This is a genomic window from Microcoleus sp. T3_B1 (genome assembly GCF_036700445.1).
Classification (GTDB): Bacteria; Cyanobacteriota; Cyanobacteriia; order Cyanobacteriales; family Microcoleaceae; genus Microcoleus.
Genome location: NZ_JAUBOX010000042.1, coordinates 1 through 22,664, shown reverse-complemented (window position 1 = coordinate 22,664; position 22,664 = coordinate 1). Strand labels below are relative to the sequence as shown.

General features: G+C 44.7%; 13 protein-coding genes and 1 pseudogene. 10 read left to right on the top strand and 4 right to left on the bottom strand.

Going from position 1 to position 22,664, the window contains the following annotated elements; genetic code table 11:
* Positions 1-25: 25 nt before the first annotated feature.
* Both QT990_RS21175 and QT990_RS21170 read right to left on the bottom strand, forming a co-directional pair.
* Entirely contained in the window at positions 26-3,148 is a 3,123-nt protein-coding gene (locus QT990_RS21175) for a hypothetical protein (protein ID WP_333142290.1), read from the bottom strand.
* Between the two features lie 103 nt (positions 3,149-3,251).
* Positions 3,252-3,800: a hypothetical protein gene (locus QT990_RS21170; RefSeq protein WP_333142291.1), complete on the bottom strand. Its 549-nt coding sequence runs from the start codon at positions 3,798-3,800 to the stop codon at positions 3,252-3,254.
* Between the two features lie 554 nt (positions 3,801-4,354).
* Between QT990_RS21170 and QT990_RS21165 the strand changes: the two genes are divergently transcribed.
* Complete coding sequence (locus tag QT990_RS21165; RefSeq protein WP_333142292.1) at positions 4,355-4,501, top strand: hypothetical protein; 147 nt, start codon at positions 4,355-4,357, stop codon at positions 4,499-4,501.
* 172 nt (positions 4,502-4,673) lie between these two features.
* Here the strand turns inward: QT990_RS21165 and QT990_RS21160 are convergent, their stop codons facing one another.
* The gene (locus QT990_RS21160; RefSeq protein WP_333142293.1) at positions 4,674-4,952 is read right to left on the bottom strand and encodes a hypothetical protein; all 279 of its coding nucleotides are present in this window, start codon (positions 4,950-4,952) and stop codon (positions 4,674-4,676) included.
* A gap of 497 nt (positions 4,953-5,449) precedes the next feature.
* On the opposite strand from QT990_RS21160, the gene QT990_RS21155 reads away from it, so the two are divergent.
* From QT990_RS21155 to QT990_RS21135, 5 genes are all read left to right on the top strand, one after another.
* Positions 5,450-5,599, top strand: a complete 150-nt coding sequence (locus QT990_RS21155) for a hypothetical protein (RefSeq protein WP_333142294.1) — start codon at positions 5,450-5,452, stop codon at positions 5,597-5,599.
* A 591-nt stretch (positions 5,600-6,190) separates the two neighbouring features.
* On the top strand, positions 6,191-7,183 hold the full coding sequence (locus QT990_RS21150) for an arginine deiminase family protein (RefSeq protein WP_333465721.1): 993 nt from the start codon (positions 6,191-6,193) through the stop codon (positions 7,181-7,183).
* A 79-nt stretch (positions 7,184-7,262) separates the two neighbouring features.
* Complete coding sequence (locus QT990_RS21145) at positions 7,263-16,445, top strand: amino acid adenylation domain-containing protein (RefSeq protein WP_333142296.1); 9,183 nt, start codon at positions 7,263-7,265, stop codon at positions 16,443-16,445.
* Positions 16,446-16,515: 70 nt separating this feature from the next.
* A complete protein-coding gene (locus QT990_RS21140) occupies positions 16,516-17,361 on the top strand; it encodes a methyltransferase domain-containing protein (protein WP_333142297.1) in 846 nt (281 codons plus the stop codon).
* 174 nt (positions 17,362-17,535) lie between these two features.
* Complete coding sequence (locus tag QT990_RS21135) at positions 17,536-18,843, top strand: MFS transporter (protein ID WP_333142298.1); 1,308 nt, start codon at positions 17,536-17,538, stop codon at positions 18,841-18,843.
* 194 nt (positions 18,844-19,037) lie between these two features.
* Here QT990_RS21135 and QT990_RS21130 read toward each other — a convergent pair whose 3' ends face one another.
* Positions 19,038-19,184 carry a hypothetical protein gene (locus tag QT990_RS21130; protein WP_333142299.1) on the bottom strand — a complete coding sequence of 49 codons (147 nt, stop codon included), beginning with the start codon at positions 19,182-19,184 and terminating at the stop codon, positions 19,038-19,040.
* 431 nt (positions 19,185-19,615) lie between these two features.
* Here QT990_RS21130 and QT990_RS21125 point away from each other — a divergent pair, with 431 nt between their 5' ends.
* The 4 genes and pseudogenes from QT990_RS21125 to QT990_RS21110 all read left to right on the top strand — a co-directional run.
* Positions 19,616-20,227 (top strand): DUF4255 domain-containing protein, encoded by a 612-nt coding sequence (locus tag QT990_RS21125; protein ID WP_333142300.1) that lies wholly within the window; start codon positions 19,616-19,618, stop codon positions 20,225-20,227.
* A gap of 4 nt (positions 20,228-20,231) precedes the next feature.
* Positions 20,232-20,909 (top strand): carboxypeptidase regulatory-like domain-containing protein, encoded by a 678-nt coding sequence (locus QT990_RS21120; RefSeq protein WP_333142301.1) that lies wholly within the window; start codon positions 20,232-20,234, stop codon positions 20,907-20,909.
* Between the two features lie 82 nt (positions 20,910-20,991).
* The gene (locus QT990_RS21115) at positions 20,992-22,356 is read left to right on the top strand and encodes a phage tail sheath subtilisin-like domain-containing protein (protein ID WP_333142302.1); all 1,365 of its coding nucleotides are present in this window, start codon (positions 20,992-20,994) and stop codon (positions 22,354-22,356) included.
* A gap of 25 nt (positions 22,357-22,381) precedes the next feature.
* Positions 22,382-22,664 (top strand): annotated as a pseudogene (locus tag QT990_RS21110) (hypothetical protein); the annotation flags it as partial.

Genomic DNA, 22,664 nt, shown 5'->3' with positions numbered 1-22,664 from the left:
GCTATGAAACTACAGAACTCAGAAATTAGTTAACCGCCATGATGAAATTGCTGACGCATCGGATTTGTTCGTTCACGATTTTGTCAAACATAAGAGCAATCTCTCGGTTATTTGGTTGGAATCTCATCAATCCCCATTGACCAGTAGCAGCAATTGTTAAGTCAGGCTTGAAAATCAATGCTGTGGAATGGAACCAGGTGTTAAAGACAGTAGCTGGCATATTTCCACAGATAATCATGCCGGAAATGTTGGCATATTGGATAAGCACATCTACGTTAACTCGAACTAATTTGCCACAGGTTTGATAGGTTACATTGCCTGTTACGTTCCACGATAAAGGCAAAGAAATTGGTGCTGACCAAACAATTCCTGCTGGTCCAGCCGGACCAGTAGCGCCAGTTGCACCCGTAGCTCCTGTAGCTCCAGTTGGTCCAGTTGGTCCAGCAACGCCTTGAATTCCTTGAGCGCCCGCTGCACCAGTATCACCAGTTGCACCTTTCGGACCCATAACACCCTGAGCACCAGTAGCTCCCGCTGCGCCAGTTGCACCAGTAGCTCCTGCCTCACCTTTAGCGCCAGTTGCACCCGCAGCGCCGGGAATTCCTTGAGCGCCAGTATCACCTTTGATTCCCTGAGTACCAGTCGCACCAGCCGCCCCAACATCACCTTTAGGACCGATCGCACCAGTTGCACCAGCGACACCTGGATTTCCTTGCGCTCCAGTTGCACCGATCGCACCAGTTGCACCAGTAGCTCCAGTTGCACCTGTTGAACCAGTATCACCTTTCAAACCTTGAGGCCCTTGTGTTCCAGCGGGACCAGTTGCACCTTGAATTCCGGCAGCGCCAGTTGAACCAGTTGGGCCGATCGCTCCTGTGTCACCTTTAGCTCCCGGAAGTCCTTGCAAACCTTGATCGCCTTGTTTAGCTCCCAAAGTCCAGAACATCGACGGCGGTGGATTATTCAAACTCGGGCCGGTGGCAATATAACTGCTTCCGTTGTAGGCAACAGCATCAAACATGGCGTACTGGAATGTTGGGCTCCAATTTCCACGCCAAATCAAGCCGGGTCGTCCTTGAGGACCTTGTGGCCCTGTTCCACCTTGTGGCCCTATTGCACCAGCCGGCCCCATTTGACCAGTCGGGCCGATATCACCCGGTGTGCCTTGAATCCCTTGCTCTCCACGTTCGCCGGGAGTGCCGGGATTACCTTGCAAACCTTGCGAACCCATTTCGCCTGGAATTCCTTGATCACCGCGATCGCCTTTTTGACCTGCGGGGCCGGTTAAGCCGATCGGGCCAGTAGCGCCAGTAGCGCCCATATCGCCAGCAATTCCTTGATCGCCACGATCGCCTTTAGAACCCTGTGGCCCTGTCAAACCAATCGGGCCGACAGAACCCATGTCGCCAGCGATGCCTTGATCGCCACGATCGCCTTTAGAACCTTGCGGGCCGGTTAAACCGATCGGACCAACAGGGCCGAGATCGCCAGCGATACCTTGATCGCCCCGATCACCTTTAGAACCTTGAGGGCCGGTTAAACCGATCGGGCCCGTTGCGCCAGCTTCACCAACTAAACCTTGATCTCCACGATCGCCTTTAGCACCCTGCGGGCCGGTTAAACCTTGATCGCCAGTCGGGCCGACCGTGCCGGGAATTCCTTGATCACCTCGATCGCCTTTTATGCCGGGAGCGCCTTGCGGGCCGGTTAAACCTGCCGGGCCGGTTGCGCCCATATCACCGGGAATGCCTTGGTCGCCACGATCGCCTTTTATTCCGGGACTGCCTTGTGGACCGGTTAAACCTGGATTTCCTTGAGAGCCAGTAGCGCCAACTAGACCTTGATCGCCTCGATCGCCTTTCTCACCGGGAACGCCTTGCATTCCTGGATTACCAATATCGCCTTTCTCGCCTTGCGGGCCGGCAATCCCAGGCTGACCCTGTAAACCTTCAGCACCAGTTGCGCCGGGAGTTCCTGGTAAACCACGTTCGCCCGGTTCACCTTGAATGCCTGGATTTCCTTGAGGGCCAGGATTGCCAGCCGGGCCCGTCAAACCTTGAATGCCTTGAATTCCTTGACTGCCTGCTTCGCCTTTTTCACCGGCTACACCGGGAGAACCTGCTACGCCATCAACACCGGGATTTCCTTGATCACCTTTCGGGCCGATCGGACCGATCGCACCAGTCGCGCCAGCAGCACCGGCAATTCCTTGATCGCCTTTCTGACCTGGTGCTCCTGTTTCACCAGCGGGCCCGATCGCACCTGCTGTACCGGGTTCACCGGGAGTGCCGGGATTTCCTGGATCACCTTTAATACCCTGCGGACCGGTAGCACCAGCCGGGCCGGTAGCACCGGGTGTACCTGCTGCACCGGGCATACCATCCGCACCAGTCGCGCCGGGATTTCCCTGAATTCCTTGAGCGCCAGGACTACCAGCAGCTCCAGTTGCTCCTTGAGCGCCTGTTGCGCCGGGAGTTCCTGACTGACCAACATCACCACGATCGCCTTTTTCGCCGGGAACGCCTTGAGGTCCGATCGGGCCAGCCGGGCCGGTTAAGCCGATCGGACCTTGTGGCCCAACGATTGCCGGCTCTGGAGGAATAAGAGAAACCTCACGAGAAGCGGTCGCAACAACACTCGTGCCAACCATCAAATCAGCGCGTAGAGTTCCATTTTGGGTGATGGCTGTTTCATAAGGAATCCACGGACTTTCTTTAATAATTGAGCCGTTGAGAGTGAAGCGGACAAAAGAGTTGGTTGGCGGATATTCTACATCAGCAACTACTACAGTTTGCCCTGAATAAAGAATAGGATTTCGTAGCGCAATTGTTGGTGAGTTGACCTTGACTTCAAAAGTGACTTGAGCTGTCGATCGAACTACCGGAGGCATTGTGCCGGTGATATCTTCGACTTCAATGACGTGAACGCCAGCACTATTAATAGGAATAACTAGCCCAAATTGATATTGAGGTGCTGCCGTCGTGCCGACATTAGTTGCGGATGTATCTGTCCCAACCACTGTGCCGTTGAGTTTAAATCGAACGTCAGTATTTGTGTTACTGTCTGCGATCGCTGTTACTGCTAGAGAATAAGGCAAAGAGTTTACTTGAATACTTGGCTGACTTGGAGCGGTTATTCTAATAGCCATGATTATTTATTTAATTTGTGAATACACGAGAATTAATCTCTTCTCTGTAGTCACTACCAGAGAAGAGATTAAAAACAAGAGAGAGAAAGAACTTTGGCGCTTATCAGGTTTGAATCAGCAGAGCCTGAGCCACGATAACTTCTGATTCCACTGATTCTCCAGTAATCATCAGAGTTGTGTAAGCATCAGGGCTTGTGTTGTCACCGTCATCGTCGTGAACCATGATGACTTTAGTATTTTGCAACTGAGTGAATGTTTGGTAAAGCTCAGTTAGATATTCAACCTGTTCGATCGGCATCAAAATGCTAAATACTGTCTCTGGTAAAACAGGCTCTTCCATCGCCAAACTTTGGGTTGCCATCCCTACTAACTCTGTCAAAGAGTTTCTGATCAAAGGTTGAAACAGCTCATCTAAAGTTTTGTATTCAATGCGTCGTGTCGCCGGAGCTTTGTAACTAGGAGCGAGGGGATTCATCGCCTTGATTGCAGCTCTCCGCATTGAAGCATCTCTGCTAAGAATTGCTGCTTCATCCAATGGCAGTTTAGCTCTTTTAATTGAAAGCGGTGAATCGCTTTCAGATTGGGGCCAGAAGTTGTAGTCAGCGAGTGTTGCCCGCAGCATTTTTGTTGCGAATCCTGCTGTTATTGTCATGGTGGTAATCGAGCTGGGTATCGATCGATAAATTATTTTTTTAGTATATCATCTCAATTTTATTTCTCTTTTTGACGGCAAAAATTTGACTTTTGTTTACAAATAAGATATGAGCAAAAATTAAAATTGACTAATGGGGTTCTAACCAGAAAACGGCAATAACAAACATAGAATCAGCAAAAAACCCACAAGCTACAGAATTAGTGTTTAAAACTGTTGTTTTAATATTTGCACTCTTTTGAGTATCAAAAAACTAGGCACTTTCAAAATTGCTTACCCATTTATCACTGTTTTTGTCACCTAAGAAAACAATTTGACCATTTTCTGTAGCGGGTCAACAAAATAGTAAGCGAAACACACAACAAACTTGAGGATAAGAAAAACCAGTAGCGAACTGGTTCAACGCTATTAGTGGCGAGAAAGTGCATAAAATTTCAGGAGATAGGCTTGAATTTCTTGATTTTAAGCCTATCAAAGGAATTGACCATATAACTACTGTCAAACAGATGACTTTGACCTTCCCCACGACAAGAAGCTTTGTTAGCAGGAAGCCAATGACAGTCACCGGAAGCATTTCTTACCAGATAGAAACATTGAGGAACGATCCTCTGCGAGGGCTGCGCCAACGAAAGTTCAATTTTACCGTAGCTTGCGGGGCGCGTAGCGCGATCGCCCAACCCGGACACCAATTGCTGCCGTAGTAGAAAAAGCAGTCCTTCGGTTCCTTAAACCATTCGATGTGATTTTTAGTTATTTTGGCTATTTTGCTCATTAGATTTAGATGTGATTGATGAGAGATAGTCATAGTTATGGAGAAAAAACATCATTGCCCAAAAGCGAAGCACTACGGTAAGACGCTTTAAGTGATATCTTTTAACTGCCCAGTAAATCAAAGACGTTAATATTTTCGTGAGTTGAGGGTATTTCACGTTCACAACCAGGAAAATAGCATTCTGATTCAACTATTGCGTGATAAATTTCCCGTAAAGCTTGAATTGCGTTTGCCAAAACCAAATCGTTGGGAATCGCAAAATCGTTACTTTGTCCGTAGGCGTAAGCCATCGCCTGATACTCTGGCTGTTTCTCTAGCAGTTCTAGAGTTTCTTGCGTCCCAGAAATGATTGCCTTAACGCGACAAAAACTGCGTTTCACGCCCAAACCAAGCCAAAACTGGCTTTATATGCCGCTTGGGCGTTTATATTTTATTGCAGCCAGCGCACAAATCTATAAGATATAGCTGTTCTCAAAGCTTCAGCAAGTGGGCTAAATCTTTATCCCATAAGGGTTTCAGGCGGGTTGTCACTCCCAGCGCATTGTCACTAGATTATGCAAGATCCGACTTTTCCGACTTTACGATCCGACTTTTCCGACTTACAAAGATGGGGGAGAGGAAGTATTATAGAGATAAGATGCCGTTTCACAACCTGTGGAAGCAATTAATAGACTTTCATAGCTTTTGAACGATACAGTTATAATCAGGGTTTAACGCTACAAAAGGGACTTCTACTTAATTACTGACCTATTGTTCTGAGTGTGGGCGATCGCACGTCGAGCGTGAAATTACGGCTATTGTTTAGCTCGTAATTTACAGAATAGTGCGTCCATCATTTTTATATCAGTAAATTCCCTATGGATGGAGGGATATAAGGATGTACCAATTATCTCCAGAACTATTTGCTCTCGAAGTGAATGTAAATTGGGGCATTTCTTCTCAAGCTTTTTCTACGTTACTCACGTCCAAACCAGGAAATGTTGAATTTTTACCTTCCATGACGTTTCCTTTACACAAATTTTATTGATTTCCCTTGACAGGCATCTCTCCAAAAAATTAAACTAAGTATGTCTAGAGATAGATGACAAATAAACAAACCGAGGAAAAAGGATGAGCGACAAATTAAATTGAATCTACAGAGGGTAGTAGCTCGAAAAAAAGGATGTAGTTTCTGGAGTTACTTATCGGTTTGATTTAAATGATAAAGGAGGAACATCAAGGGGAGCTAAAGGTTACGGGGAATTTCAAGGAATTGTTAATTCTCAAAAGGTCACTGTCAAGCTTGAAATGTCATGCCCTTTAGTGGGAGACAACGAAGCTAAAGGCACTGTAACACCGATAGAGGCTCCCTATTATTGTTGGTGCAAAATGTAAAAAAGATGGACATCCTGTGGACGGTTATTTCGTAATTAACGGTTAATAAATATCGCTCTGAATCAGGAAAGATCGAGTCGAAGTAAAAAATATAAGTTAGGGGTTGGCAGATCGTAAAACCCTAACTCCTAAAACATCTGAGAACTCTGATTAAATGTCTACATCATAATAGCCATCAGACTTTTCTCTATTTTAAACGATCAACGATCGCCCTTCTATCCAAAATACCAATAGCTTTTCAAGTATGCCTGAACTGTCTAATTTTCAACTTAGCGAGTTTTCTTTAACACCGAAAGCAGTTGTCGTTCACGACCCAACCGACTATCACGTATTTAGTCATTTGAAGAACTTGTCAAGTCAGGAACTTCAAGAAAACTATCTGTTCAGAGCGCTTCCTGATGCTCAACAGTTTCGGGAAGCTCATCAGAATTTTGCAAATTCTCTCAATCAGGAACTAAAAACTTTCTATGTATCAGACATACTGAGATTGAAAGGTGAAGAGATTTACCAGCAATTTAGCAGCTACCTATCCACCAACCCTAATTTAGTTTACACTCGCGATGCGATCATCACTCTGCCCTGGATTCCAGACGGATATATAGTAGGAAGGATGGTCAAAAAAATTCGGCAGAAAGAGCCGGAATTTATGTCGAGCGTAGCCAAATTGCTGGGACTCAAACCAATCCTGGAAATTCCCGAAGGTTTATTTCTAGAAGGTGGAGATGTCATCCCTATTTATTACCAAGAGAAAAAATATTTAGCAATCGGGTATGGCAGAAGAACAACCAGAGAAACCTTAGATTTCTTGATTTCAGAGTTGTTGCCAAAGGGAATTATAGACGGCATTATTGGCATTGAACTGGCCCAATGGCGTATAAACCTTGACGGTGGGATGGTTCCTGTAGCTGAAGATTGCATTATAGCCCATCCCGAGAGCCTAATAAGTGGCGTGCTTTTAGATGGGAGTGAAACAGCAATCAATCCTATTAACTTTTTTAAAGATATAGGTTTCAATTTCATTGAAGTCACACAGGAAGAATCTCTATACAAGCAAGCTTGTAACTGTTTTTGTTTGGGAGGGCGAAGAATCTTTGCTTACGACCTCTGTGAAAGAGTGCAGGATTTATTAAAGAAATCCGATGTGGAAGTCATTAAGGTGAAGGGTCAAGAGTTAGTAAAAGGTACTGGTGGCCCTAGATGTATGACTAGACCAATTTACATGGATGTGACTTTATAAACTTGCGTGGGAAAAATTTATGAGAAAGGTTTTACCTTTCTCAAGCCACCTTTCGTGCCAATATCATTTGAAGCTTGTCATGTCAATACCAGAATTCGTTTCCGATAAAAGTCTTACTCTACATGGGTTATTTGAAGCACAGGTAGAGAAAATCCCAGAAGCAATCGCTCTTGTTTTGGATTCAGAGCAATTGACCTATCGCGAACTCAATGAGAAAGCCAACCAACTGGCACATTATTTAAGCTCTTTAAATGTCGCTTCAGAAATGTTGGTAGGCATTTGTCTTGAGCGTTCTATTGAGATGATAGTGGGAATGCTGGGTATCCTCAAGGCAGGTGCTGCATTTGTTCCGCTCGACCCATCGCAGCCTCAAGAGCGCTTGGCGTTCATTCTAGCGGATACAAAAGTTGAGGTATTGCTAACTCTCAAGAAACTGGTAGCAGGAATTCCATTACCTCCAGGTCATTTTGTTTGCTTGGATGCTGAAGAGGAGAATATTTCTGCAAAAAGCAAGAGTAATCCTGTGAGTGGTGTTCAGCCTAAGAACTTAGCTTACACAATCTATACTTCGGGTTCTACAGGACAACCAAAAGGTGTGATGGTAAGCCACCGAGCAATTTGTCAAGGCTTTTTGTGGATGCAAGAAATTTTTCCCATCACGCAGCAAGACCGGATTTTGCAAAAATTACCTTTAACATTTGATTTTTCATTCTGGGAGCTATTCTGGCCTTTAATGACTGGGGCTAGGGTTGTGCTTGCCAAACCAGGCTGTGAAAAAGATCCCGCTTATTTAGTTAGGCTGATCGCTCAACAAGAAATCAGTGTCCTTGTTTTTGTCCCTTCTGTATTGCAAGTATTTCTTTCCGAAGAGGGATTGGAGAATTGCCGAAATATCCGAATGGTATTTACAGGGGGAGAGCCTGTAACTGCGGCATTAAAAAAACGATTTTTTAACCAATTTCCTAATTGCAGACTTTACGACCTTTTTGGCGCTACAGAAAATATTGTAGTGGCCTACTGGCTTTGCAAGTCAGAAGAAAATTTATCTGGCTGCCCTCAAGGTCGCCTATTTCCCAACCTGTCAATTTATGTCGTTGACGAAGAGTTGCAACCTGTTCCCGAAGGAGAAAAAGGAGAGTTATTAGTTGGGGGATGGGGACTAGCAAGAGGATATCTCAATCGTCCAGAATTAACGACGCAAAAATTTATTTCCAATCCTTTTCAGGAAAACTCACAAGAACGATTTTATAGAACTGGAGATTTAGTTCGCTATCTCGGTGATGACACAATTGAAATTCTCGGTCGCATTGACCATCAAGTAAAAATTCGCGGTTTTCGGATTGAATTGGGAGAAATTGAAGAAAAACTGAGCAAACATCCATCTGTTAAGCAAGCTGCTATTACTGCTAGGGAAGATGTACCCGGTGATAAACGATTAGTCGCATATCTTGTACTCCACTCATCGCCAGAGTCAGAGTCAAATTTTATACGAGAGTTGCGCCAGTTCCTCCAACAACAACTTCCCGACTACATGATTCCCTCGCATTTTGTAGTATTGGAAAGCTTGCCATTGAATCCAAATGGTAAAGTAAATCGTCGAGCGTTGCCCAAACCAGAAATCAACCCAGCAGAGTTATCTACTTTTGTTGCACCTCGCACTGCTATTGAGGAGATATTAGCAGGGATATGGGCTGAAATTTTGAGAGTTGAGCGCGTAGGAGTTGACGATAACTTCTTTGAATTGGGGGGGCATTCGCTGTTAGCGGCCCAAATTATCGCTCGAATACGCGATCGCCTGAAAGTAGAGTTACCTTTTAGCCGAATCCTAGAATCTCCTACTGTAGCAGGTTTAGCTCTAATAGTAGAGGAAGTTCTTCAGCAAGAACAACGACCAATAGGCATAGCTTTACAACCTATTTCGAGAAACCAAAGGATTCCACTTAGTTTTTCTCAGGAACAATTGTGGTTTTTGGCACAAGTAGAACCAAATATTCCGGTATATAACGAACCTTGCACTATTCGTTTTCCAGGTGCTATTGATGTAAATGCTTTAGAAAAAGCTCTGAACGCAATTATCAACCGTCACGAAAGTTTGAGAACGCGCTTTATGACGGTAGACGGACAGCCAGCGATGGTTATCGATCCATTCTCTACTTTTAATTTAGCAGTAATGGATTTAAGGCAACTGCCAGAACAGGAACGGGAGGCAGAAGCTTTGCGGTTGGCGAAAAGAGAAGCTATACAGCCATTTGACTTTAGTTCTGGTCTACTGCTGCGGGCTGCATTGATGCAACTCTCAGATGAAGACTACAGGTTATTTCTGACTTTTCACCACATTATTACCGATGCTGTTTCGCTTTACGATGTATTCCTAAAAGAATTAGCAACACTCTACAAAGCTTTTTCTAATAGTCAGCCATCACCTCTGGCAGAATTGCCCATACAATATGCTGACTTTGCTGTTTGGCAGAGGCAGTGGTTTACAAAGGAAATTCTGGAAAGTCGATTAAATTACTGGAAGCAACAGCTAGCCGATTTACCCGTACTACAACTACCGTTAGACCGTCCACGACCCCCTGTTCAAACTTTCCGGGGTGCGAGGCAATGTTTCGCTCTATCTAAAAACTTAACAGAAACACTCAAAGCTCTCTCGCGACAAGAAGGGGTCACTCTCTACACGACGCTGCTGACAGCATTTAAAACCTTGCTCTATCGATACTCAGGGCAAGAAGATATTGTGGTGGGAACTGTTAGTGCAGGTCGCAACAAACCAGAAATTGAAGGACTGATTGGTTTTTTTGTCAATACCCTGGTGTTGCGTACTAATTTGTCGGGGAATCCTAGTTTCCAAGAGCTACTTTCTAGGGTACAGGAAGTAACTTTGGCAGCTTATGCCCATGAAGATTTGCCGTTTGAAAAGTTGGTAGAGATACTTCAACCAGAACGAAACCTCAGCCAAAACCCTTTATTCCAAGTAGCATTTACTGCACAACCTTCAATGTCATTTTTGGATGAGGGTTGGACTTTAAGTTACCCAAATGTGAATACTGATACGGCTAAGTTCGATCTGACTTTGGATGTAGAGGAAAGATTAGAGGGGATTATTGGTCAGTTTGAGTATAACACTGATTTGTTTGAGGCTAGTACGATCGCTCGGATGGCGGGACATTACCAAACTTTGCTGGAGGCGCTCGCAGTCAATTCAGATCAGCCGATTTCAAAATTGTCTCTCCTAACACAAACAGATCGTTACCAGCTATTAGTGGAGTGGAATAACACAGAAGCTCAGTATCCCTTTGATAAGTGCATCCATCAGTTGTTTGAAGAACAGGTAGAGCGATCTCCCGATGCTGTAGCAGTGGTATTTGAAGGAGAACAACTGACCTATCGAGAGCTGAACATAAGGGCAAATCAGCTAGCACATTACCTCCAAACGTTGGGTGTAGGGCCAGAAGTTTTGGTGGGCATCTGTGTAGAACGTTCAAGTGACATGATTATAGGACTGTTAGGTGTACTCAAAGCCGGTGGTGCTTATGTCCCTATAGACCCCGCCTATCCAACAGATCGCATCAGTTATATGCTCGATGATTCACGATTGCCAGTTTTACTAACTCAACAAAAACTGGTTGTCTCGTTACCAGAACATCAAGCACGGGTAGTCTGCTTGGATTCTGAGTGGCAAGAAATCTCGGCTCAACGCGAACTTTTTCTTATCACTGGTGTGACACCGGAAAACTTGGCTTATGTCATTTACACCTCTGGTTCAACCGGCAAGCCCAAAGGGGTTTTGATTCCCCACTCTGGTTTGCTAAATCTAGTTTTCTGGCATCAACGAACCTTTGAGGTAACATCATCAGACCGAGCTACCCAGCTAGCCGGAACCGCGTTTGATGCTTCCGTGTGGGAAGTGTGGCCTTATTTAGCATCGGGAGCGAGTATTTATTTAGTCAAGCCAGAGATTCTTCTGTCTACAGAAAAACTGCGCGACTGGCTTTTGACCAAAGAGATAACAATTACTTTTGTCCCCACCCCAATAGCAGAAAAGTTGTTGTCTCTTCAATGGCCCTCTGACGGAGCCTTACGAATTATGTTAACGGGTGGAGATAAACTTCATCAGCATCCATCAGCTTCAATTCCTTTTAAAGTAGTCAATAACTACGGGCCAACCGAGAACACTGTGGTCACGACTTCTGGATTAGTCGAAAGCGATGCCATACAGAATACGTTGCCTCACATCGGTCGTCCCATAGACAACATCCAAGTTTATCTTCTCGATCGCCATCTCCAACCAGTTCCTATTGGTGTTCCTGGGGAACTCTACATTGCCAGTGTGGGGTTAGCGCGAGGATACCTCAATCGGCCCGATTTAACTCAAGAGAAATTTATTCCCAACACTTTTAGCAATGAACCAGGTTCTCGACTCTACAAAACTGGCGACTTAGGTCGTTACCTCCCAGATGGCAACATTGAATTTCTCGGTCGCATTGACAATCAGGTAAAAATTCGCGGCTTCCGCATCGAATTAGGCGAAATTGAAGCAATATTGAACCAGCATTCCGGTGTAAGAGAGACAGCAGTTATCGCCAAAGATTTCGTTGCAGGTGATAAGCAATTAGTGGCTTATGTTGTTCCGTATCAAGAAGGAACACCCACAATTACTGACCTGCGCCACTTCCTCAAACAAAAACTGCCTGATTACATGATGCCGGGTGCTTTTATCGTTCTGGAGGCACTACCACTAACACCCAATGGTAAAGTGGATCGTCGCGCCTTACCCGCACCAGATTTGCGTCCCGAACTGGAAGAGTTTTTTGTCGCCCCACGCACTCCGATTGAGGAAATGTTAGCCAGCATTTGGAGTAACATCCTCTTAATTGACTCTGTAGGCGTTCATGACAATTTCTTTACCTTGGGCGGACATTCCTTATTAGCAACCCAAGTAATTTCAAGAGTGCGCGACACGATATCCATCGAATTACCATTACGCAGTTTGTTTGAAGCTCCCACGATTGCCGAATTCGCTTCACGGGTTGAGATAGCGCTCAAAAACGGAAAATCTGTAGAAGCTCTGCCTCTTCTACCAATTCCCAGGTCAGAGTCCATCCCCTTATCCTTTGCTCAAGCGAGATTGTGGTTCCTCGACCAATTACAACCAGAAAGTGCATTTTATAACATCCCACTCGCGTTGCATCTGAGCGGTCAGCTTAATATAGCGTCGCTACAGAAGGCTATCAACGAAATTATCCGGCGGCATGAAGCCTTACGCACCAACTTTGCAATAGTAGGAGATCAACCCGTTCAAGTTATTGCCTCAACTCTTAGTTTTCAACTACCAATTGTGAACTTGTTGCACCTCTCTGAGAGCGAACGAGAAATTGAAGCGAAACGATTAGCTACGGTTGAAGCGAATCGACCTTTTAACCTGGAGCAAGAGCCTTTACTCCGAGGTACGGTGCTACAGCTAGGTGAAACAGAGTACCTCTTGCTGCTCACCATGCACCACATTATTTCTGATGGTTGGTCGCTGGGCGTATTCGTGCGAGAACTAACAGAACTTTACCAAGCTTTCTGTACAGGAAAGCCTCCAGTTTTACCAGAGTTACCAGTACAATATGCCGACTTTGCTCTTTGGCAACGACAGTGGCTAACTGGAGAAATACTAGAAACCCAACTTCACTACTGGAAGGAACAACTCAAGAACGCTCCGAATTTATTAGAATTGCCCACAGACAGAGCGCGATCGGCTGTTCAAACCTTCCGTGGAGGATATTACTATGCAGCCCTTTCCAAAGAATTGAGCGCGGAACTTGCCACGTTGAGTAAGCGAGCGGGAGTCACTATGTTTATGACGCTTTTGGCAGCGTTTCAGACATTTCTCTACCGATACTCAGGGGAAGATGACATCGTAGTAGGGACGCCTGTAGCTGGTCGCAACCGACGGGAACTTGAAAGGCTAATCGGCTTTTTTGTCAATACTTTAGTGCTGCGTACCAACCTCGGCGGCAACCCTAGTTTTGAGCAGTTACTCAATCGAGTTCGGGAAGTGGCGCTGCAAGGTTACACGCATCAAGACCTGCCATTCGAGCAGTTGGTAGAAGCATTGCAACCAACACGCAATTTAAGCTACACGCCTCTATTCCAGGTGATGTTTGCTCTTGACGACGGAACAGTACCTTCTATGGAACTGCTTGATTTAGCGGTAAGCTCGTATTCCGTGGAACTCGGCACAGCCAAGTTTGATTTGACGCTATCAATGGAGAATACGGCTGATGGATTGGTAGCAGAATGGGAATACAACTCGGATCTGTTTGATGAGACTACCATCGTGCGGATGGCGGAACATTTCCAGACCTTGTTGGAAGGAATCGTCGCCAATTCCAAACAGGCGATTTCAGAATTGCCCCTACTGACACCAGGAGAGCGACAGCAGCTATTAGTAGAGTGGAACAACACTGCTAAAGACTATCCCCAAGAAAAGTGCATCCATCAGTTGTTTGAAGAACAGGTGGAACGGACACCCGATGCCGTAGCAGTGGTGTTTGAAGAAAAACAACTCACCTATCGAGAGTTGAATGTAAAAGCCAATCAGTTGGCGCACTACCTGCAAAGCTTGGGCCTGAAACCAGAAGTGTTAGTAGGGATTTGTGTAGAGCGCTCTCTGGAAATGGTAATCGGTTTGTTGGGCATCCTCAAAACTGGGGGTGCTTACGTTCCTCTCGACCCTGCATATCCGAAAGAGCGGTTAGCTTTCATGGTGGAAGACTCGTCATTACCCGTTCTGCTTACCCAAGAGAAATTAGTGGAGAAACTTCCTGCACACTCAGCGCGTGTTATCTGCTTAGACTCAGACTGGAAAGAAATTGCTTCCCACAGCGAAGAAAACCTGTCAAGCGGAGTAAAGCCAGAAAACTTGGCTTATGTTATCTACACATCAGGGTCTACAGGAAAACCCAAAGGTGTTTTAATCCAACATGAATCGCTAGTCAATTACACAACGGTTGCGAGTGCTGAATATGAAATAGACCAGTGTGATAGCGAAGCGCTGCTGCGTTCGCCCTTGGCTTCTCCCTTTGGGAGAAGCGCAGATCGGATTCTGCAATTCTCCTCGATTAGTTTTGATGTCAGTGCCGAAGAAATCTATACCAGCCTGATTTCTGGTGCGACGCTTGTCTTGCGTACTGATTCCATGCTGGACTCCATTGAGGGATTTTTGCAAAATTGCAAGAATTGGGAAATCACTGTCATGGCTTTGCCGACAGCCTACTGGCACGAACTGACTGCTTTCTTGACTCAAGAAACGGTGGTATTACCCTCATCATTGCGCTTAATAATCATTGGCGGAGAAAAAGCACTGCCCGAACGACTGAAAACTTGGCTTGAGTGTGTGGAACAGCGAGTTCGTCTGGTGAATAATTACGGCCCGACAGAAGCTACTGTGGGGGCAACGATATATGATTTATCGGTAGCGGACACGACATTAAAGGAGTTGCCGATCGGTCGTCCCCTTGGTAATGTCCAGACCTATATTTTAGATCGGAATGGACAACCTGTACCTGTTGGCGTTCCCGGTGAGTTGCACATCGGTGGTGCTGGTTTGGCACGGGGATACCTCAATCAGCCCAATTTGACCGATGAGCGTTTCATTCGCAATTCCTTTAGTGACTCTCCCACTTCGCGTCTCTACAAAACTGGAGATTTGGTTCGCTACTTGCCCGATGGTAATATCGAATATCTCGGTCGCATTGATAACCAGGTAAAGATTCGTGGCTTCCGCATTGAAATCGGAGAAATTGAACAGGTACTAGCTCAATACCCAGATGTGCAAGAAGCAGTAGTTGTTGCCCGTGAAGACATTCCTGGTAATAAGCGTCTTGTTGCTTATATTGTCTCTAATCTCATCCCAGAGCGCGTTTTTTATCAAACCGAGTGTGTAAGTGTAAAAAAACTCCCAGAAGAACAGGGGTTATTGAAAACGTTGCAGCACACAATCACAGATAGACTGCGCGATTACCTCAAACAAAAGCTGCCTGATTACATGATCCCGTCTGCGTTTGTCCTTTTGGAAGCAATACCCCTTACCCCTAACGGGAAACTAGACCGTCGCGCCCTAATAGCGCCAGATAGTTCTCACTTTTGGAATGAAACCTGTTTTGTTGACCCCCACGACACACTAGAATTACAGCTTTCACAAATTTGGTCAGAAGTTCTCGGTGTATATCCCGTAGGAGTTAGAGGCAACTTTTTTACGATGGGAGGTCATTCTCTTTTAGCTGTACGGCTAATGGCGCGTCTTGAACAGCAATTTGGAACAAATCTACCTTTAGCAACCCTTTTCTCCAGTCCAACTATCGAACAGTTAGCCATTCATATTCGTTCGTCAAGAGATTCTGGCAGATGGTCTCCTTTGATCCCGATTCACTCTAGCGGTTCCAAGAAACCTTTCTTCTGCGTACCTGGCATTGGCGGAAATGTTCTTTACTTTTACGATCTAGCACGTCATCTGGGTTCAGATCAACCGTTTTACGGTCTACAAGCACGAGGTCTTGACGGAGAATCAGAACCTCTCACACAGGTGGAAGATATGGCTGCCTACTATATTCAGGCAATACAGACCGTTCAAAGCCAGGGACCCTACCTCCTGGGAGGGCATTCGTTTGGAGGTTTAGTTGTTTTTGAGATAGCCCAGCAGTTGCAGAAACAGGGGCATGAAGTCGCTCTTGTGGCAATTATCGATGCTGTAGCGCCAATTTTTAGTAAAAAGTCAATTTCAGTTCATGAAAATGATCTAGATTATACCGAGTTTGCCAATTATATGGAATATATGTTTTATCCTCAATGGAAGTTATCCAAAGAGACTTTTGCTTCCCTGAACCAAGAGGAACAATTGGATTATCTAAAAGAAAAATGGATCGAGTTGAATTCCTTACCTAAAGATGTAGCAAGTAAGTCATTTAGGGGTTTAGTGGAAGTTTACAAGGCTAATACTAAAGCCCATCGTAATTATTACCCAGAACAGGTACTCCCCAATCGGATTTCTGTTTTCCGCGCCAGCGAAATAGATGCAATTGATGTGGCTATGGAGGGGCTAACTGATTTGCTAAAAAATCCAACATTAGGCTGGAGCAAATTTTCTACAACTACCGAAAATTATCTGATTTCGGGAAACCACATGACCATGATGCAAAAACCTCACGTACAGGAATTAGCTGCACAACTAAAAATTAGTTTGGATGTAGCACAATCTCATTCAGAAGAGCTATAATTAAAAGGCTTTACTCCCAAATATAAAGTCAAGTTCATCCTCTACTAACTATTTTGCAAGTGAATCAATTATGAATGCTAACGAACACAAATGGCTCATTCCCTCTTATTCTTCTCCTTCAGAAGACGAAAAAGATACTTGGAATAAAGTTCACCAAAATTATTCTAATCATACTTACAGCCTGACAAAAGATCCTCAAATTTGCGAAAATCTCATCAATCCTCTTCAATCCCCTAATTTTAAAATCCCAAATTCTCCCGACATAAAAGTTCTAATTCCGGGTTGTGGTTCGGAAATAGGACTTCAGAAAACCTTGCTAACTCTCTGTCCTCAGATTGGACAAGTTTACTGTACTGACTTTGCTGAAAATGCGATAGAAAGAGCCAAAAATAATTGGCAAGAGACAAATGGAGATACAAAATTAAAAAATCAACAATTAAATTTTCAAGTTGCTGATTCTACCAAATTAGTGGAAGAATACCCAGATTGGCAAGAAAAATTTGATTATGTCCTTGTTGTTAATTCAGTTGTTGCGGGGGAAGACGATCAAAATCGTCAGATGATTGATGAGTTTTATAAAATTCTCAAACCAGGTGGTAGGCTTTACGGTTTTTTCCCCAGTATTTTTTGTGACTTGGAGATTGCTTATCTAGTTCAATCTAAAGCTCATTGGTTAACTGATGGGCAAATTAATTTAGCCCATAGTGCCTGCTATGACAACAGGTGGAATTCTCGCCAGATATATTACACCCCCTTACGGTTGAATCGAATTTTCAAGGAAGCAGGCTTTAAACGACTCAGCTTTGAAGTTTCTTTTGACGATTCTGATATTGCAATCTCCAATCTCAAGGATATTTTTGGCGTTGACGAACCTGATGTTTATAATTGGGAGCTTTTAGTCAGGCTTGAGAAATAAGAGCTTATTTTTCAGCAATACTCACAAAAATAAGACATATAGCAACAGATCAGGCGGTTAGGACATGAACCAATGCTAGAACTTAGACAACAAAAGGCTTTTAGCACTGTTACCTGTTACCTGCTATATGTCCGCTTTTTAACGATTCCATAAAAACTGTAGAGAAGATGCTGAATGACGAAACTCCCTCCGTTCCATAAGATACGCGTTTTTCTTCTCGTCTGGTTCGGACAACTGATCTCCCTGATGGGATCTGGTCTGACGAGCTTTGCTTTAGGAGTTTGGGTCTATCAGCGTACAGGTTCAGTCACCCAATTCTCTCTAATTTTGCTATTTGCTCTCCTACCCAGTATTTTAATTTCTTCGGTTGCAGGTGCCTTAGTTGACCGATGGAATCGACGCAATTGCATGATTCTGTCTGACTCCGGGGCAGGTCTAAGTACAGTGGTGATCGCTCTCTTACTGGTCGCTGGCAGGCTGGAAATTTGGCACATCTACATCGCCGTCAGCCTCAGTTCCCTCTGCAAAGCGTTTCAGTTGCCAGCTTACACTGCTTCGACCTCTTTATTAGTACCGAAGGAACACTTGCCGCGTACTAGCGGTATGGTTCAATCAGGAGAAGCGTGCGCCCAGCTAATTTCACCGCTGCTAGCAGGATTCTTGCTGGGAATCGTCCAACTTGAAGGTGTCATTTTAATTGACTTTGCCCCCTTCCTGTTTGCCCTCACCACCCTATTGCTGGTTCGCTTTCCTGACGCTAAGACTGCTGCGGTTCCAGTTAATGGAAAAGCCTCTCTCTGGCGCGAGGCACTTGAAGGTTGGACTTATATTACTGTTAGACCCGGACTTTTAGCTTTGCTAATTGTTTTCGCTATCAATAATTTTGTTTTTGGACTGATTGAAGTTTTATTCCCGCCACTGGTACTTTCTTTTACTTCTGTTACCGTTCTCGGAACCATTCAATCCCTCGGCGGTGCCGGGATGCTGCTGGGTAGTGTAGTTATGAGTATTTGGGGAGGTCCCAGAACTTTAATTCGTGGCGTATTTGGTTTTGCCTTTCTCAGTCAACTGTGCATTTTAGCATTGGGATTACGCGCCGATGCCGCCCTTTTTGCTCTGGCTTTCTTCTTGTTTTTCTTCAGCTTACCGCTCATCAATGGCTGGTGCGATGCCATCTTACTCCGAAAAGTGGCTCCCAATATTCAAGGCCGAGTCTTTGCCACAATTAATATGATTTGTTTCTCGTGCATCCCCCTCGCCTATGTTGTGGCTGGCCCTCTAACTGAACGAATCTTTGAACCTCTAATGGCGACTGATGGTTTATTAGCTGGAAGCATCGGTCAAATCATTGGCGTGGGGCCGGGCCGCGGTATTGGCTTGCTATTTATTACGATGGAAATTCTAGCCATAGGGGTGACAGTTGCAGTTTACCGACATCCGCGCGTGCGGTTTGTGGAACGCGAATTACCAGATGCGATTTAGGGCTTGGGGAAACCTATGAGTGTATCGGTGGTGATTCTCAGTCGGCGCGATAGCTTCACCAATTTCTGTGGGTGATGGTGGCGATCGCCAGTTATGTGATCGGCGAGGATTAATGATGCCTCAGTCGTGTCGGTGGAAACGGCTGAGTCCCCACCGCCTCATTTATGTGATACTCTCAAAAAACTATTCCATTACTAGGGCAAGATTTGGGGATACCCGTTTAGGGCAACAGTTGGGGTGCGGGCCGTCAGGAGGGCGATCGCTTGTTGAGTGAGCTTGCAGAAAACGACCTGTAGCGTGCAGCCGTTGGGGGCATAAAGCGATCGTACCTCTGTCACCACTTAAATGCACCCCGAATTCTGGAACTGGCGTTTTTACTTCCTGCGGTAAGCGATCGCAAGACGCTTCAGACGGTATTGTTTGCGACTAGGCGTTAAATTTTTACAGTCTGTAGATTTTCTTAATATAAATAACCAAAAAAAGGGGTCTTACCCCCTTGACAAGCATCAATCTAAAAAAATAGAGTTGGTCTATCGAAAGATAGAAGACAGCTAGTTGGTTCCCAACTAAACGAGAAAAAGTATTACCTCTGTCAACAGGTGTTGCATCATTACCAGGTTGAGGATAAAAAATTGAATTGTCACGCATCTATTTTTTCATAAGGCTGCGATCGATCGTCAGATATTATTCTTGGCGATTCGGAAAAAAATTAAATTGTTTAATTTGTTCTAGTGGTCGGTAGTGACACCTGTGCGAGACATCGCTTAAATCAATGATTCAAGACTTAGATGAAACTCTGCAAGAATTACTCAGTCAAGAACTTTCTAAAAAATGGAGGTCTACTGATTTTGGAATTAGCTTTGCTGCCCCTGATAAGGAGGTGGCTAGCAGCACAGATGCAGTTGCTACTACGATTAACTTATTTCTCTATGACATTCGAGAAAACCTAGAATTGCGTAGCAATGAGTGGATCGTAGAGCGTCAAACTAATGGAAGCGCGCTCAAATATCCCCCTCCAGTCAGAGTTGATTGTTCCTATTTAATTACAGTTTGGGTGAAAAAAAGCGAGAGCGTTCAAAAAGATCAAAGTGAGCGAGATGAACACCGATTTTTAGGTGAAGTTATGAAGATACTGATGCGCTACCCCAAAATTCCCACTGAGTTTTTGCGTGGTAGTCTCCAGGGAAAAGAACCTCCCTTGCGAACAATGGCTTTGCGTCCACCTCAATCCCAAAATTGGTCTGAATTCTGGCAAGTGATGGGAGGCAAGCCCAAAGCAATTCTGAGCTACACTGTTACCATTGCGGTAGATGTCCATGAACCTGTAGAAGCTGGAAAGCTTGTGCAGGAGTCGATAATAAATTATTCTCAATTAAGAGAATAAAATCATGTCAGCAAAGGAACAGACAAAAAATCGGGTGGCGATCGCAGGGCGAGTTATAGATGCTGAAACTAAGTTAGCGATTGCTGGGGCCTTAGTGGAAGTTAGCCAAAAACAAGGCAAATTCAAAAATTGGCTCGATTTACACGCTCTCCAGTATGCTAAGAGTTGGGAAAAAATGGTTAAGCGTCCTGACCGAACTCTAACTGCTATTGACGGATGGTTTTACTTCGTAGACTTGCCTGATGCTGATGAATGCTATACATTAACTGTTTCACGGCCAAGTGCAGGAACGCGCTACGGTGTAGCTAACTCTGAAACAATAAAAGTAGTCTATTTTAACAACGATAGAATTACTTGGACTCCTATCGGCCTACCACCCACTGCAATCAAGGGGCGAATTACGGATAGTAAAAATTGCCCCATTTTTATGGCAAAAGTGCAAGTTGCCGGCAGTTCTGAATCTGCCTTTAGCGATAAAGACGGGGACTATTTCCTACATGGATTAGAAGTATGCAAACCACAACAAAAGAAAACTATCACTATTAAAGTTTATGCCAGAGGATACGAGGAAGTTTCTCAAAGCGTAGAGATAAGTCAAGGTCAGATCCTTGAACCTATAAATTTAAGTTTACAAGCTAATAATTTAACTAATTTAGCCACCTCAAAAATAAATACTTCTTAGAAAATTATCAATCCAAAATCTAGCCAGGCTTTTCCAAAGCCAAAACGGTAGTTGTTTAGTTTTTTTAAAGGAATCAAGCGCAATGCCAAATTATTCTTCTCCAGGCGTATATGTTGAGGAAGTTCCCTCTGGTTCTGCCCCCATTACAGGAGTTGGGACAAGTACTGCTGGGTTTATTGGTATCATTCCTTCTTCTCAGCCTTCTGCACCACAAGAGCCAGCTAATTCACAACTAGAAGCTAAGAGAAGCGGAGAGAATGTAGAGAGTACAAGTTCTCAACTCCCAGGAGGTGAGGTAGCCACATCAACAGACCAAGGCATTTCAGGTACTAGCAGTTCTACACGAACAAAGTCTGCTAGGAGTTCATCACAAAGCACAACCGCCACCTTAACCTCAAGATCAGGTGAAGTAGAGAAAACAACTCAGAACATATTAGTACCACCAAATGAGGTTAAACTATGCACGAACTTCAGTGAATTTGAGAAATTCTTTGGCAGTCTTTCAAGTTCCGACACTCAGAAACCAAAGACAGAAACCCCTCACTTGGCTCATGCCGTTTATGGTTTTTTTAGAAATGGGGGGACGCGCTGCTATGTAGTACAAGTCAACGGTGACACCGATATTAATAATGCTTTGGAAAAATTTGAAGCGATCGATGAAATAGCCATTGTCGCTGCACCGGGTTGCAATATCAGCCTAGGACAAATGATTGTTGAACATTGTAAAAAAATGCGCGATCGCTTTGCCATACTAGATTGCACAGAGGATGCTGACCATACCAATATTCTTAAACCAACAAATAAACCGCCTGACTCCGAGTATGGTGCATTCTACTTCCCTTGGATTCAAGTTTTCGATCCGGAGGACAGCAAAAAGGAAAAATATGTACCGCCTAGCGGTCACATTGCTGGAATTTACGCTCGCGTAGATGCAGAAAGGGGGGTTCATAAAGCACCAGCAAATGAAATTGTGTTTGGAGCGCGGGGACTCAAGCAAAATCTCAGCAAAAATCAACAAGATGGTCTAAATCCCAAAGGAATCAACTGCATTCGCAATCTCAACGGCAATATTCGGGTGTGGGGCGCGCGCACCATTGGAGGCGATGCCAATGGCGAGTTCAAATATATTAATGTACGTCGCCTATTTAACTATCTGAAAAAGTCGATCGACCACGGGACTCAGTGGACAGTGTTTGAGCCGAATTCTCCGGAACTCTGGGCGAAAATCCGTCGGAATGTGACTTCTTTTCTGATGACCGTTTGGCGGAGCGGTGCTCTGTTTGGCAGTACACCAGAACAAGCTTTCTACGTTAAATGCGATGAAGAAACCAATCCACCTGAATTGCGCGAACAAGGCCAAGTTATAACTGAAATAGGTGTGGCTATAGTCAAACCGGCAGAGTTTGTCATCTTCAATCTTAGCCAGTGGTCTGAACCAGGTAAATAGTAGCGATTTTCCAGGGGAACTTAAAATGCTGACAGACCAAAAACGACGTACAACAGCAGGTGTCTACCTGGAGCAAATATTTCCTGCCCCTTCTCCCGACTTAATCACAGGAGTCCCTGCATTCTTGGGTGTGACGAAGGTTAAAAATGCGGAAAAAAAAGAAAAAGAAGAAGATGCTAATCAACCGAATCTATTAAAGCTTTGGCCCCAGTTTGAGCAATTCTTTGTTCAGGCGTCATCTGGAAGTTACCTTGCTCATGCAGTACGCGGTTTTTTTGAAAACGGAGGTCGTCTGTGCTATGTGGTTC

What these genes read in the sequence shown, in the direction of transcription:
- QT990_RS21175 (WP_333142290.1), bottom strand. Translation starts at nt 3,148, where the DNA reads ATGGCTATTAGAATAACCGCTCCAAGTCAGCCAAGTATTCAAGTAAAC.
- QT990_RS21170 (WP_333142291.1), bottom strand. Translation starts at nt 3,800, where the DNA reads ATGACAATAACAGCAGGATTCGCAACAAAAATGCTGCGGGCAACACTC.
- QT990_RS21165 (WP_333142292.1), top strand. Translation starts at nt 4,355, where the DNA reads ATGACAGTCACCGGAAGCATTTCTTACCAGATAGAAACATTGAGGAAC.
- QT990_RS21155 (WP_333142294.1), top strand. Translation starts at nt 5,450, where the DNA reads ATGTACCAATTATCTCCAGAACTATTTGCTCTCGAAGTGAATGTAAAT.
- QT990_RS21150 (WP_333465721.1), top strand. Translation starts at nt 6,191, where the DNA reads ATGCCTGAACTGTCTAATTTTCAACTTAGCGAGTTTTCTTTAACACCG.
- QT990_RS21145 (WP_333142296.1), top strand. Translation starts at nt 7,263, where the DNA reads ATGTCAATACCAGAATTCGTTTCCGATAAAAGTCTTACTCTACATGGG.
- QT990_RS21140 (WP_333142297.1), top strand. Translation starts at nt 16,516, where the DNA reads ATGAATGCTAACGAACACAAATGGCTCATTCCCTCTTATTCTTCTCCT.
- QT990_RS21135 (WP_333142298.1), top strand. Translation starts at nt 17,536, where the DNA reads ATGACGAAACTCCCTCCGTTCCATAAGATACGCGTTTTTCTTCTCGTC.
- QT990_RS21125 (WP_333142300.1), top strand. Translation starts at nt 19,616, where the DNA reads ATGATTCAAGACTTAGATGAAACTCTGCAAGAATTACTCAGTCAAGAA.
- QT990_RS21120 (WP_333142301.1), top strand. Translation starts at nt 20,232, where the DNA reads ATGTCAGCAAAGGAACAGACAAAAAATCGGGTGGCGATCGCAGGGCGA.
- QT990_RS21115 (WP_333142302.1), top strand. Translation starts at nt 20,992, where the DNA reads ATGCCAAATTATTCTTCTCCAGGCGTATATGTTGAGGAAGTTCCCTCT.